Below are 12422 nucleotides of genomic sequence, written 5' to 3' on the forward strand. Positions count from 1 at the left end.
CTCAGCTGCGATAGACCGTGCGCGCCCACTCGTGGTACGGCGCGGGGGCGACGGTCGCGCGGATGCGCACCTGTCGGTGGTCCTGGTCGACCGAATCCTTGCGCGAGATCGGATCCTCGCCCCACACCACCTCGACCTCGGTGCCGTCGGCGAGGTCGACGTCGACCGTCGCGAGCGACATGTACAGCTGGTCGTAGGCGATGTAGCCCGCGTCGGTCGAGATGCCCACCAGCGCATCATCGAGTCGCACCTCGTCCATCTGGTAGAGGCCGTAGCGCGACTTCGGGAAGTCGAGGAACTTGGCGGGCGTACCGGGCTCGAGCTGCGAGCGCACGACGGATGCGACATCCTCGGCGTTCCACAGCAGGGTCACCTTGCGGCGCCGCGGCGCCTCCGCGTGGCGCTCCAGCGCCGCCCGGCCGTGGAAGTCGTGGTCGAAGCGCACCGAGCGGCCGAGGCCGAGGTCGTACGGGGTCAGGTAGAAGTCGCGGATGTCGTCGGAGTACAGCGAGCCGGCGACCGAGCCGATGCGGGCGGCCGGGAGCCAGTCGCGGTAGTCGGCGAGGTCGTCATCGAACACGGCCGGGAACGGTGTGGGTACCCAGCCCGATTCGAGCGGGGTGGCCGAGTAGGCCTTGGCGCCGACCCGGCGGATGTCGAACTCCGCGCCGGCGTCGAGGATCGCCTCCAGCACGGCCTCGTTGTCGGCCCACGGTCCGAAGAACTCGAACCCGGGCTGTCCTGCCATGCCGTGGCGGAGACCGCTCACGGTGCGCCCGGCGATCTGGAATCCGCCGATGTGGAAGAACTTCACCTCGGGCGCCGGGCCGCCGAAGAGCTTCTCCATGACCTCGTTCGCGCGCGGCCCCTGCAATTCGTACCGGTAGAACGTGGGCGGGCCCTGGCGCATGTGCGAGTTGGGCTCGAGGCGGTGGTGCACGTCCTTGCCGGCCGCTTCCGCCTTTTCGACGTTGTAGCGGATCCAGTCGATCAGGATGTGGTGGCCCACGAGCACGAGGCCCTCCGGCCCCTCCGCGTTGTAGAACAGGATGCCGTCGCCGATCAGGTACCCGGCCTCGTTGACCGCGATCAGCTGCTTCGCGACACCGGGGCGGAAGGTCGCGAAGGTGTTGGGTGACAGCGATGCGAGCACGTCGAGCAGGTCGCTCCCGTCGAGGAACAGCTGCGTCATGTGGTGGGACTGGTCCATGAGCGCCACGGTCGTGCTCCACGACCGCTGCTCATCCCGCCAGTTCGTGAACTCGGGTGCCACCGGGAAGGTGAACGCCGGCCAGTTCTGATTGCGCATCAGCTCCACGGGGGAGCCGGCACGGGTGATCGCCTCGGAGAGGGATTCGGATGTCATCGTCGACTTTCCTTTCGTCATCTCCGATCGTGCGCGCGTCGAGACGGACCGAGCCGCTGACTTCCGATGAACGGAAATCGGATGCTGTCGCCTCGCCGCTCTGCCATCGTGAACGCAGGCTCGGAGCCAGGCGCCCGCGACGTTTCCATCACATTCCCGAAGTGCGCGCCAAAATCGTTGACAATCGGTGAGCGAATCCGTACCGTCCCAGGAAGGGCGCACAACGCCCGGTCTGTCGTAGGCGAAGAAGCAACGACGCGAAAAGGTGAGCAATGGCGGCTCGACTGACTCTGCAGGATGTGAACCTGCGCTTCGGTGGCATCACCGTGCTCGACGACGTCGGGTTCACGGTCGAACCGGGCCAGATCTTCGGCCTGGTGGGCCCCAACGGCGCGGGCAAGACCTCGCTGTTTAACTGCATCAGCGGGCACTACCGCCCGAGTTCCGGCTCGATCCTCATCGACGACGACGAGATGCTCGGCTCCTCGCCCGCCCGCCTCGCGCACCGAGGACTCGCCCGCACGTTCCAGCATCCTGCCCTGCAACTGCACGCCACGGTGCTCGAGAACGTGCTGCTGGGGGCGCACACCCGGTTGCCGGGCGGACCGCTGGAGTGGTCTGCGCGCGCGCCGCGCACCGTTCGCTCCGAGCGCGAACTGCGCGCGGAATCGATGGTGCTGCTCGAACGCGTGGGGCTGGAGTGGGCGGCGGATCTGCCCGCCGACGAGCTGTCGCATGGGCTGCACAAGAGCATCGAACTCTGCCGCGCGCTGCTGTCCCGCCCTCGCCTGCTGCTTCTGGACGAACCGGCCGCGGGGCTCCCGCACTCGGAGGTCGAACAGCTCATCGCGACCGTGCGCACCGTTCGCGACGACGACATCACGGTGATCGTGGTCGAGCACCACATGGGCCTGATCGCCGCTCTCACCGACCGGGTGGTGGTGCTCGATCACGGCCGCAAACTCATGGAGGGGACGGCTGCGGAGGCGCAGAAGGATCCCCGCGTCATCGAGGCCTACATCGGTAAGGACGAGGTCGATGGCGCTGCTTGAACTCGAGAACGTCACGGCGTTCTACGGACCGGTCCAGGTGCTCGACGGCGTCTCGCTGTCGGTGCCCGAGGGGGGCGCGGTCGGAATCCTCGGCGCGAACGGCGCGGGAAAGACCACGACCCTGCGCGCGATCAGCGGAGTCGTTCGGGCCGGCGGCAGCATCCGATTCGACGGCGCCGACATCCGAGGGATGCGCACCGACCGCGTCGCGGGAATCGGTATCGCGCACGTCCCCGAGGGGCGCGGCACGCTCGGCTCACTCACGGTGCGCGAGAACCTGAAGGTCGGCGCGTACCTGCGCAAGGACCGCAAGGCCGTGCAGTCCGACATCGACTACCTCCTCGAACTCTTCCCGAACCTGAAGGAGCGTTACCGCTCCCATGGCTCGGCCCTCTCCGGCGGCGAGCAGCAGATGCTGGCCGTCGCCCGCGCGTTCATGGCGCGGCCCCGGCTGCTGCTGCTCGACGAGGCCTCGCTCGGGCTCGCGCCCAGCACCGCCAGGAACGTCTACGACGCGATCGCCCGCCTCCGCGTGGAATCCGGCATCGCGATGCTCGTCGTCGAGCAGAATGCCAACCTCGCTTTCCGTCTCGTCGACACCGCGACCGTGCTCGAGACGGGGCGCAGCGTTCTGACCGGCACCTCGGCCGAGCTCAAGGGCATGGACGAGATCCGACGCGCCTACTTGGGAGGTTGACCGATGGGAACCTTCGTCCAGCTCGTCGTCGATGGATTGTCGATCGGATCGGTGTACGCGGCGCTCGCGCTCGCGATCGTGCTCGTCAACCAGACGACGGGCCTGATCAACTTCGCCCAGGGCGGGATGGCCGTGCTCTCGGCCTACATCGCGTGGTGGTTCACCGGCTTCGGCGTACCGCTGATCTTCGCGATCCTGCTCGCCATCGCGGCGTCGTTCGTGATGGGCGCCGTGATCGAGCGGTACGTGATGCGCCGCTTCGAGCAGGGCGACCCCGACACGGCCGTGGTCGTGACCATCGGCCTGTTGACGCTCATCACCGGCATCTGCGGCTGGCTGTGGACGTACAACAACCAGCAGTTCCCCTCCCTGTTCTCACTCGACACCGTCTCGGTGCTCGGCGCCTCGGTCAGCCTGCGCTCGATCGGCACGACGGTGGTGATCCTCGCGATCATGGCGCTGCTGCAGGCGCTGTTCCTCGGCACGAAGCTCGGACTCGCCCTGCGCGCGGTGGCGGTCAACCCGCAGTCGGCCTCGTTCTCCGGCCTTCCCGTCGGACGCCTGCTGATGGTCGGGTGGGGCCTCGCGGCCGTGCTCGGCGCGGTGGCCGGCGCGCTGCTCGCCCCGCAGCTCACGTTGACCCCCGGAATGATGGACAACGCGCTCGTCTACGCGCTCGCCGCCGTCATCCTCGGCGGGCTGTCGAGCCCGATCGGCGTGGTGCTGGCCGCCTGGATCATCGGCGTGCTCGAGAACCTGGCCGCGGTGTACGTGCCGTTCATCGGCTACGACCTCAAGGTGGCGGTGCCGTTCGTGCTGATCTTCGTGGTGCTGCTCGTACGACCCCAGGGCCTGTTCGGTCGGAAATCGGTGGTGCGCGTCTGATGTCCGCTGCAGCGTCGTTCTTCTCCCGCCGGTGGGTGCGGGTGGCGGTCACCGCCGTGGTGGTGGTCGCGATCCTCCTGCTTCCCCTCGCGCTTCCCGAATTCGCCAACCAGACCGTCGCGCGGATCGGTGTCTTCGCCGTCGCGGTCCTCGGTCTCAACGTCGTGATGGGCTACACCGGCCAGGTGTCGCTCGGGCAGATCTTCTTCCTGGGCTTCGGGGCATACATCACCGCCTACGGCGTGGACAACGACTGGAACATCGTGCTCGTCTTCGCCCTCAGCATCCTTCTCCCCGGGCTCGTCGGCCTCGTGATCGCCCTCGCCGCGGCCCGCCTCGGCGGACTCGCGATCGCGATGGTGACGATCGCGCTGCCCATCGTGGGCGTGCCCCTCGCCAAGCGGCTGTCGGAGTTCACCGGGGGCTCGCAGGGCACGTCGGCGCGCTTCACCGACGCGCCCGCCTGGACGGGGCTCTACGACGACCAGTTCCAGCTGTACCTCGTGATCCTGATCGGCGGGATCGTGTTCCTGCTGACCCGCAACCTCGTGCGCGGCAAGTACGGGCGCGCGTTCGCGATCGTGAAGGAGAACGAGGCGGTGGCAGCATCCATGGGCGTCTCGCCCTATCGCTACAAGGTGCTCGCGTTCACCGTGGCCTCCCTCATCGGCGGGGCCAGCGGCTTCCTGTACATGGTGGTCGTGCAGTACACCTCGCCCGAGACCATGAGCTTCGGCCACTCCATCCAGCTGCTGGCGGCCATGGTGATCGGCGGGGCGGGGAGCATCGTGGGCTCACTGCTCGGTGGCGCGTACTACGTGCTCGCGCCCCAGCTGACGAACCTCGTCGACCCGAACCTCACGGCCGTGCTGCAGGGTGCCCTCCTGCTGCTCGTGCTCTTCGTCCTGCCGGGCGGTCTCGCCTCGCTCCCGGCCCGGCTGCGGCGCCTCCGCCGTCGCACCACGCACGCTACGTCCACGCCCGAGACCAAGAGAGAAAGAAGTTCAGCATGAACCGGAACAAGAGGAGCAGGAGCGTCCTGGGCATCGTCGCCCTCGGATCGGCGCTCGCGTTGACGCTCGCGGGCTGTGCTCGCGACGGCGGAGGCGGGGGTGGCGAGGACGGAGCCGTCACGGCCAGCCCCGGCATCACCGACACGACCATCTCGCTCGGCATCACGACCCCGCTGAGCGGCCCGACGGCCGGACCCGGCACGTGCACCGTCGCCGGCATCACCGCCTACTTCGGCGCCAAGAACGCCGACGGAGGCGTCGAGTTCGGAGACGGCAAGACGCGCACGGTCGAGATCCAAGCCCTCGACGACGCCTACGACCCGCAGAAGGCCAAGGCCAACTACGACCAGCTCAAGGACAACGTCTTCGCGATGACAGCCGGTCTCGGAACGCCGACCAACCGCGCCTACCTCGAAGCGGCCGTCGCCGACGAGGTGCCGCAGGTGCTCGTCATGACGGGTGACCCGATCTTCAGCAACACCGAGGAGAGCCCGTGGCAGCTCGGGTTCGTGCCGATCTACCAGAACGAGGGTCAGGCCTTCGGCGAGTTGCTCGCAGCATCCAGTGAAGACCACAAGGTGGCCGTGCTGTACCAGAACGACGACTACGGCGAGGGGTACCTCGAGGGGTTCAAGACCGCGGTCGAGGGCTCGGACAACATCGAGATCGTCAAGGAACTGACGTACGAAGCCACCGACACGGCCGTCGACGCGCAGTTGACCGAGCTCGCCGCGACCGACGCCGACGTCTTCGTCAACGCCATGTCGATCACGCCCCTCGTGATCTCCGCGCTGCAGAAGGCGCAGCAGCTCGACTGGAAGCCGAGCTGGTTCCTGCCGTCCAACACCTCGAGCCCGACCGCGATCCTGCAGCCGGGTGGCGCCGACGCCTTCCCCGGCATCTACTCGGTGTCGTTCGCGAAGGCCCCGCAGAGCCCCGCGTTCGCCGAGGACGAGGATGTCGTGGACTACCTCGCCGCGCTCAAGGAGTACGGCGACTACCCCGACATGCCCGCGTTCCCGCACTGCCAGTGGAGCTGGATGGTCGGCGCCACGCTGGAGCAGGCCTTCGGGGAGATGACCGAACCGACGCGTGAGAACTTCATGGAGGCGCTGCGGTCGATCACCGACTTCCAGGCTCCGCTCATGCTGGAAGGCACGGCGGTGGACACCACCGTCGACGGCCAGCCCGCCGTCTCCTCGGTCGTGGTGCAGAAGTACAACGGCACCGGCTACGCGACGGTCGAAGACTTCGGCTAGATCGGGTTCCCCGACGGCGGTCCGGCCCTCCGGGGTCGGGCCGCCGTTCCGTTGTGCGTCCCGGGTGTCGTCCTTCGCCGGTGCACAACTTCGGAGGTTTCGGCCGAATCGACCAGATTCGGGGGCCGAGGGTGCCGGCCGGGCGGCTTTCTCCGAAGTTGTGCGCGGGGAGGTGGCCGGGGGGTCGGGCCGGGGGTTCGGGCCGTGGTTCGGGCCGTGGTTCGGGCCGTGGTGGCGCGGCCTCCGCCGTGGCCTCCCCCGTCGCATCCGCTCTCCTTCCGGGCACAACTTCGGAGGTTTCGGCAGAATCGCCCGGGTTCGGGGCGCTGCGGCCGGTCTCGGGCGGTTTCCTCCGAAGTTGTGCGCGGGACACGGGGCGGCTGGGATCGCCGCACCCGCCGTCGCATCCGCTCTCCTTCCGGGCACAACTTCGGAGGTTCTCGCCGACGCGCCGTGGTTCGAGCCCCTGCGGCGCCGCGCGGGCGAATTGCTCCGAAGTTGTGCGGGCCGTGGGGCCCGGAAAACCGGGCGGGGTCAGTCGAGGGTGCGGAGCACGTCGACGATCCCGGCGAGATGCGTGCGGGTGGCGGCCTCTGCCGCATCCGGATCCCGCGCCATCACGGCATCGATGATCGCGATGTGCTCGGGCGCCGACTGGGCGGCGCGGCCGGGAGCGAAGGCCAGGCGGAACTGGTGCCGCGCGGACTGGGCGCGGAGCCGCTCGAGTAGCTGGGTGGCCGTCGCGTGCCCGCTGAGCTCCCGCAGGCGGCGGTCCATGTCCTGGTTCAGCCGGGAGTACTCCACGAGATTGCCGGATGCTACGGCCTCGGCGATCTGCGTGCGCAACTCACCGAGCCACACCATGTCGTCCTCGTCGGCGTTCTCGGCCGCCTTCCGCGCGCACAGCGACTCGAGACCCATCCGCACCTCGACGATCTCGACCGCCTCGTCCACGCTGATCGAGCGCACGCGTGCGCCGCGGTTGGGAAGCCGTTCGACGAGACCCTCGCTCGCGAGCGTCAGCAGCGCCGCGCGCACGGCCGCGCGGGTCGCGTCGAAGCGCGCGCTCAGATCCGCTTCGATGAGGCGCTGGTGGGGGGCGAACTCCCCGCCGAGGATCGCCTCGCGGATCTGCTGGTCGACGGCGGGCCGGCCGGGGGCGGCGAGGTCGGCGGCGGGCAGAAGGCTCATGTTTCCACTCTCTGAGAGGTGTCGCGGCGACCGTGTCGCGAACGCTGGCCCCATTGTCGCCGATCCGGGCACCATTTCCGACGCCATTTCAATGATTGACTGGCGAGCACCGCCTCGAAGGAGAGTCTCGTGACAGCCCTGTATCCCGTCTCCGACCTCTACGGCTTCGCCGACGTCCTCACCGAGGCCGAGACCGACAAGCTTCGACGGCTTCGCGAGGTGCTCGAGTCGCAGCTCGTGCCGATCCTTCCCGATCACTGGGAGCGCGCCGCGTCGCCCGTGCACCTGCGCGGCCCCCTGCGCGACCTGCGGTTGGTCGACGATCCCGCACTGCTCGGCCCCGACGGGCGCTGCCGGGAGCTTTACACCGGCTTCCGCAACTTCGAGTTCTCGCGTATCGACGTCAGCACCGGGATGCTCTTCCACGGCCAGACCGCCATGTTCCGCGAACTCGTGCGCCAGGGCGGGAGCGCTGAACAGGTCGCCCGGTGGGATCAGCCGATCGTGTCTTTCGAGATGACCGGATGCTTCGCGCTGACCGAACCGGACCACGGGTCGGATGTGGCCCGCGGGCTCGAGACCACGGCGCGTCGGGAGGGTGACGAGTGGATCCTCGACGGGCGCAAGCGCTGGATCGGCAACGCCGCCCACTCGGAGTTCGTCGGCGTCTTCGCCCGCGACGTCGCCGACCAGCAGGTGAAGGTGTTCCTCGCGCGCACGGATGCGCCGGGGCTCACCCTCACCACCATCGAGCGCAAGGCCGCGCTGCGACTGGTCACCAACTCCGACATCGAACTCGACGCGGTGCGTGTCCCCGAGACCCACAGGCTTCAGCGCGTCTCATCGTTCGCCGACGTCTCGGCGTTGTTCCGCACCCTGCGCCCCGACGTCGCGTGGATCGCGGCCGGCGCCCAGGCCGGGGCCTACGAGGCCGCGCTCCGGTACACGCTGAGCCGCGAGCAGTTCGGCCGGCCGATCGCGGGCTTCCAGCTGGTGCAGGACAAGTTGGTGCGGATGCTGGGGAACGTCACGGCCTCGCTCGGGATGGCCGTGCAGCTCGCCCACCGGCGGCAAGCGGGCGTCTCGACCGACGAGGACTCCGCGCTCGCCAAACTGTGGATCGCTGATCGCCTGCGCGAGACCGTCGCCTGGGCGCGCGAAGTCGTCGGGGGCAACGGCATCCTCATCGACTACGACGTCGCCCGATTCTTCACCGACGCCGAAGCGGTCTACACCTACGAGGGGACCCGCGAGATGAACACGCTCATCGTCGGACGCGCGGTCACGGGCCTGAGCGCGTTCACGCGCTGAGGGCGGATCAGGCGCCGGGGGAGGCGAAGCGCCAGGTCGCGTCGGGGATCGTCCCGACGGTGGCCACCGTCACGGCGCGAGCGGATGCTGCGCCCGGCTCGAGGTGCGAGATGCAGCCGTGCGTGGCCTCGATGCGCACCGCGACCCCGTGCGGCTGCAGCACGGTCATGAGGGCATCCGCGATCTGCTGCCCCAGACGCTCCTGCAACTGCGGGCGACGCCCGGCGAGTTCGACGAGGGTGGCGATGCGGCTGAGGCCGGCGATGTGGCGAACCGGGGCGTAGTAGACGTCGACCGTTCCCTCGAACGGCAGCAGATGGTGCTCGCACACCGAGCGGAACGGGATGGCGGTGAGTCCGACCAGCTCGCCGGGGTGCTCGTTCTCGGTCAGCGCGACCGGGGCGCCCAGGGCGGAAGCCGGGTCGACGCCGAGCCCGGAGAACAGGTCGAGGAAGAGGTCGGCCACCCGCTCGGGGGTGCGCAGGAGTCCGAGGCGGTCGGCGTCCTCGCCCACGGCGGTGAGCAGTGCGCGGACGGCGGCCACGGCGCGGACGCGATCGACCTGGGTGGGTACGGTGGTGGTCACGGGGCCTCCTCGGCGCCTTCGAGCCGCTCGATCAGCTCGAGTCCGCTCCGCGCCCACTGGATCTCGCCGAGCGCGCGCTCGACCAGTCCCTCGTAGGCGAATCTCTTGTACGCGATCGTGCGCTCGCGATCGGCCTCGGGCGTCACGGCGAGTCGGCGCACGAGCATCGGATTGTCCACGGCGTCGATCCGTCGGATCTCGCCTTCCCACTGCTCGAGCTCGCCCTGCCACTGCGCCACATGGGCGTTCAGGAACGACCGCGCCTGGGCGGGCGTGGCGGCTTCGAGGTAGGCGGCACGCAGGTGCGCGGGGTCGCGCACGCGCTGGTAGTCGGGCGGGGCGGCCATCCAGTCGAGGAAGGCCTGCTCGCCCGCGGGGGTGACGTGGTACATGCGCCGGGTGCCGCGCTCGCCCCGGGTCTGCTCCTCGCTGCGCAGCAGCCCCTCGCTCTCCATCCGCCGCAGCTCGGGGTAGATCTGCGAATCCGGCGCGTGCCACACATGGCCGACCGAGACGCCGAACTGCTTCTGCAGTTCGTAGCCCGACTGCGGCCCCACGCGCACCAGCGCGAGCAGCGCATATCGCAGACTCATCGGACTCCTCGGATTTCACAACGGGAACGTTCGCCGACGCTACCGTCGGGCGGACGGGGGATGCGCCGAGGGGCCCGGGTGTTCTCCCGGGCCCCTCGGACAGCGGGGTTCAGTCGTTGTAGCCGGTACGCCATCCGCCCTGGTAGGTCTGGCGGGCGACCGTGGAGTACGGGACGGGGCTCACGATGACGCGCACCTCGGTCTGCTCGTGCTTCTCGACCGACGCCTTCGACGTGCCGCCGTCGGGCTCGCCCCAGATGACCTTGAGCTCGGTGCCCTCGGGCACGTCGGGGTCGACCACGCCGAGCGACAGGCCGCGCCGTTCGTTGGCGCTGTAGCCGGTGAACATCGAGAAGCCCACGCTCGTGCCGTCGGCGTCCACGATCGAGTCGTAGTTCGCCGAGCCGTAGTTGGCCAGCGGCAGGTCGAAGAACTTGTAGTTCGGGCCATCGACGTTCAAGAGCGAGCCCCAGACCTTGGTCAGGTCTTCGGCGTTCCAGGCGAGCGTGACCTTCTTGCGCTGGCTGGCCGGGTCGATCTTCTCCAGGGCGTCGCGGCCGATGAAGTCGTGGTCGAACTTCACGAACGAGCCGTAGCCCAACTCCCACGGCGTGAGGTAGTAGTCCTCGATGTCGTCCGAGACGAACGAGCCGGCGAGCGTGCCGGTGGCCTCGTAGCTGTCGGTGCCGAGCCACTCGCGGTAGGCCCGTTCGGCCTCGCCGGTGTAGATCGCCGGCAGGGGGGAGGGGATCCAGCCCGACTCCAGGGTGTTCGAGGGGTAGGCGCGCGAGCCGACCGGCACGAGCCCGAACTCCGCGCCGGCTTCGACGATGGCGTCGCGGATGACGCCGTGGTCGGCGTACGGTCCCCAGATCTCGAGTCCGGGGGCTCCGGCCATGCCGTGACGCAGGGTGCGCACCTGCTTGCCGGCGATGGTCATCGTCGACATGTTGAAGAACTTGAGCATCTCCAGCGGTCCGCCGTTGAGCTTCTCGATGACGGCCCACGCGTTCGGGCCTTGGATCTGGAAGCGGTAGTACTGGCGGGTCACCGGTGCGCCGTACGGGCGCGAGGGCGAACGGCGGTCGACCGTGATGTCGAGGTTCGAATACCCGCCGGTCTCGCCGTGGAAGAGCAGCCAGTTGGATGCCGGAGCCCGCCCGACGTAGGTGTACTCGTCCTCCGCTTCGCGGAAGAGGATGCCATCGCCGATCACGTGACCCGTCGAGGTCGTCGGCACGTACTGCTTGGCCTTGTTGACCGCGAAGTTCGCGACGGAGTTGATCGCCGTGTCGCTGATGAGCTGGATGGCGTCCGAACCCTTGAGGAACACGTTGTCCATGTGGTGCGACTGGTCGTACAGGACGGCGGTGTTGCGCCAGGCCTGCTGCTCCTTGATCCAGTTCTGGAAGTCGGCGGGAACGACGGGGTAGATGTACGAACCGATCTGCGAGTTGCGCAGCATCTCGACCGGGTTTGTCTGATCGAGCAGTCCTTGCAGGTTGTCAGCCACGAAAAGTGAACCTCTCTGTTCATTCGGGAGATGCCTCGGGTGAGGCACTCGGGGTCAGGTGAAGACGATGGTCTGGTTGCCGTGCCGGATGACGCGGTCCTCGGCGTGCCACTGCACGGCCCGCGACAGCACGGCGCGTTCGACGTAGGCGCCACGCGCCTGCAGGTCGGCCGCGGTGTGCGAGTGGTCGACGCGGGCGACGTCCTGCTCGATGATCGGGCCTTCGTCGAGGTCCTTCGTCACGTAGTGCGAGGTGGCGCCGATGAGTTTGACTCCGCGTTCCTTCGCCTTCTTGTACGGACCCGCGCCGATGAAGGCGGGCAGGAACGAGTGGTGGATGTTGATGAGGGGAACCTCGACACCCGTGATGAAGTCGTCCGAGAGGATCTGCATGTAGCGCGCGAGCACGACGAAGTCGACGTTGCCGTCGAGCAGCTTCAGGATCTCGGCCTCGGCCCCGGACTTGTCCGGTCCCTGCGAGGGCACGTGGAAGAACGGGATGCCGAAGGAGCGCACGTCCTCGGCGGTGTTGGTGTGGTTGGAGATCACCATCGGGATGGTGACGGGCAGCTCGCCACGGCGGTGGCGCCACAGCAGCTCGAGCAGGCAGTGGTCGCTGGTGGATGCGAGGATCGCCATCCGCTTGGGCACCGACTGGTCGGTGAGCTTCCACGTCATCCCGTACGGGTCGAGGGTCGCGGCGAACTCCGCCTCGAGGTCGGGCAGGGCGGCCGAGAGGTCGTCGCGGTGGAACACCACCCGCTGGAAGAACGCGCCGCCCTCGGGGTCGTCCGAGTACTGGTCGAGGCTCACGATGTTCGCCTTGTTCCGGGTGATGACCGAGGTCACCGCCGCCACCAGGCCGGGCTGGTCGGGGCCGTGGACGATCAGGCACGCGTGATCGCGAAGCGCCTCTGTGTGCAGGGACATGCGGTTCTCCTCAGGCCTCGGTCGCG

General features: G+C 68.7%; 12 protein-coding genes. 6 read left to right on the forward strand and 6 right to left on the reverse strand.

All coding sequences use genetic code 11. The features are described 5' to 3' along the window. Position 1 precedes the first annotated feature (1 nt). On the reverse strand, positions 2 to 1366 hold the full coding sequence (locus ACFXP5_RS10980) for an aminomethyl transferase family protein (protein ID WP_394544639.1): 1365 nt from the start codon (positions 1364 to 1366) through the stop codon (positions 2 to 4). Positions 1367 to 1638: 272 nt separating this feature from the next. Between ACFXP5_RS10980 and ACFXP5_RS10985 the strand changes: the two genes are divergently transcribed. From ACFXP5_RS10985 to ACFXP5_RS11005, 5 genes are read left to right on the forward strand one after another with little or no spacing between them, the layout of a single operon-like run. Then, positions 1639 to 2418 (forward strand): ABC transporter ATP-binding protein, encoded by a 780-nt coding sequence (locus tag ACFXP5_RS10985; protein ID WP_394528574.1) that lies wholly within the window; start codon positions 1639 to 1641, stop codon positions 2416 to 2418. Continuing rightward, positions 2405 to 3115, forward strand: coding sequence for an ABC transporter ATP-binding protein (locus tag ACFXP5_RS10990; RefSeq protein WP_394528573.1), 711 nt, complete (start codon positions 2405 to 2407; stop codon positions 3113 to 3115). Before ACFXP5_RS10985 ends, ACFXP5_RS10990 begins: the two co-directional genes overlap by 14 nt. A gap of 3 nt (positions 3116 to 3118) precedes the next feature. Further along, positions 3119 to 4000, forward strand: a complete 882-nt coding sequence (locus tag ACFXP5_RS10995; protein WP_394528572.1) for a branched-chain amino acid ABC transporter permease — start codon at positions 3119 to 3121, stop codon at positions 3998 to 4000. Then, positions 4000 to 5013 (forward strand): branched-chain amino acid ABC transporter permease, encoded by a 1014-nt coding sequence (locus ACFXP5_RS11000; protein ID WP_394544640.1) that lies wholly within the window; start codon positions 4000 to 4002, stop codon positions 5011 to 5013. Before ACFXP5_RS10995 ends, ACFXP5_RS11000 begins: the two co-directional genes overlap by 1 nt. Then, a complete protein-coding gene (locus ACFXP5_RS11005) occupies positions 5010 to 6272 on the forward strand; it encodes an ABC transporter substrate-binding protein (RefSeq protein ID WP_394528570.1) in 1263 nt (420 codons plus the stop codon). The genes ACFXP5_RS11000 and ACFXP5_RS11005 overlap by 4 nt, the downstream gene beginning before the upstream one ends. Positions 6273 to 6806: 534 nt before the next feature. Here ACFXP5_RS11005 and ACFXP5_RS11010 read toward each other — a convergent pair. After that, positions 6807 to 7463 carry a GntR family transcriptional regulator gene (locus ACFXP5_RS11010; protein WP_394544641.1) on the reverse strand — a complete coding sequence of 219 codons (657 nt, stop codon included), beginning with the start codon at positions 7461 to 7463 and terminating at the stop codon, positions 6807 to 6809. 129 nt (positions 7464 to 7592) lie between these two features. Here ACFXP5_RS11010 and ACFXP5_RS11015 point away from each other — a divergent pair, with 129 nt between their 5' ends. Next, on the forward strand, positions 7593 to 8774 hold the full coding sequence (locus ACFXP5_RS11015; RefSeq protein ID WP_394544642.1) for an acyl-CoA dehydrogenase family protein: 1182 nt from the start codon (positions 7593 to 7595) through the stop codon (positions 8772 to 8774). A 7-nt stretch (positions 8775 to 8781) separates the two neighbouring features. Here ACFXP5_RS11015 and folE read toward each other — a convergent pair whose 3' ends face one another. The 4 genes from folE to purU form a co-directional block, all read right to left on the reverse strand. Then, on the reverse strand, positions 8782 to 9360 hold the full coding sequence (folE, locus tag ACFXP5_RS11020) for a GTP cyclohydrolase I (protein ID WP_394544643.1): 579 nt from the start codon (positions 9358 to 9360) through the stop codon (positions 8782 to 8784). Beyond that, entirely contained in the window at positions 9357 to 9953 is a 597-nt protein-coding gene (locus ACFXP5_RS11025) for a PadR family transcriptional regulator (RefSeq protein ID WP_394528566.1), read from the reverse strand. Before ACFXP5_RS11025 ends, folE begins: the two co-directional genes overlap by 4 nt. A gap of 109 nt (positions 9954 to 10062) precedes the next feature. After that, positions 10063 to 11466, reverse strand: coding sequence for a vanillate/3-O-methylgallate O-demethylase (gene ligM, locus ACFXP5_RS11030; RefSeq protein ID WP_394528565.1), 1404 nt, complete (start codon positions 11464 to 11466; stop codon positions 10063 to 10065). Between the two features lie 54 nt (positions 11467 to 11520). Then, the gene (purU, locus tag ACFXP5_RS11035) at positions 11521 to 12396 is read right to left on the reverse strand and encodes a formyltetrahydrofolate deformylase (protein WP_394528564.1); all 876 of its coding nucleotides are present in this window, start codon (positions 12394 to 12396) and stop codon (positions 11521 to 11523) included. Positions 12397 to 12422 lie beyond the last annotated feature (26 nt).

This window comes from Microbacterium hanjuni (genome assembly GCF_043556395.1).
In the GTDB taxonomy this organism is placed as follows: Bacteria; Actinomycetota; Actinomycetes; order Actinomycetales; family Microbacteriaceae; genus Microbacterium.

What these genes read in the sequence shown, in the direction of transcription:
- ACFXP5_RS10980 (WP_394544639.1), bottom strand. Translation starts at nt 1,366, where the DNA reads ATGACATCCGAATCCCTCTCCGAGGCGATCACCCGTGCCGGCTCCCCC.
- ACFXP5_RS10985 (WP_394528574.1), top strand. Translation starts at nt 1,639, where the DNA reads ATGGCGGCTCGACTGACTCTGCAGGATGTGAACCTGCGCTTCGGTGGC.
- ACFXP5_RS10990 (WP_394528573.1), top strand. Translation starts at nt 2,405, where the DNA reads ATGGCGCTGCTTGAACTCGAGAACGTCACGGCGTTCTACGGACCGGTC.
- ACFXP5_RS10995 (WP_394528572.1), top strand. Translation starts at nt 3,119, where the DNA reads ATGGGAACCTTCGTCCAGCTCGTCGTCGATGGATTGTCGATCGGATCG.
- ACFXP5_RS11000 (WP_394544640.1), top strand. Translation starts at nt 4,000, where the DNA reads ATGTCCGCTGCAGCGTCGTTCTTCTCCCGCCGGTGGGTGCGGGTGGCG.
- ACFXP5_RS11005 (WP_394528570.1), top strand. Translation starts at nt 5,010, where the DNA reads ATGAACCGGAACAAGAGGAGCAGGAGCGTCCTGGGCATCGTCGCCCTC.
- ACFXP5_RS11010 (WP_394544641.1), bottom strand. Translation starts at nt 7,463, where the DNA reads ATGAGCCTTCTGCCCGCCGCCGACCTCGCCGCCCCCGGCCGGCCCGCC.
- ACFXP5_RS11025 (WP_394528566.1), bottom strand. Translation starts at nt 9,953, where the DNA reads ATGAGTCTGCGATATGCGCTGCTCGCGCTGGTGCGCGTGGGGCCGCAG.
- purU (WP_394528564.1), bottom strand. Translation starts at nt 12,396, where the DNA reads ATGTCCCTGCACACAGAGGCGCTTCGCGATCACGCGTGCCTGATCGTC.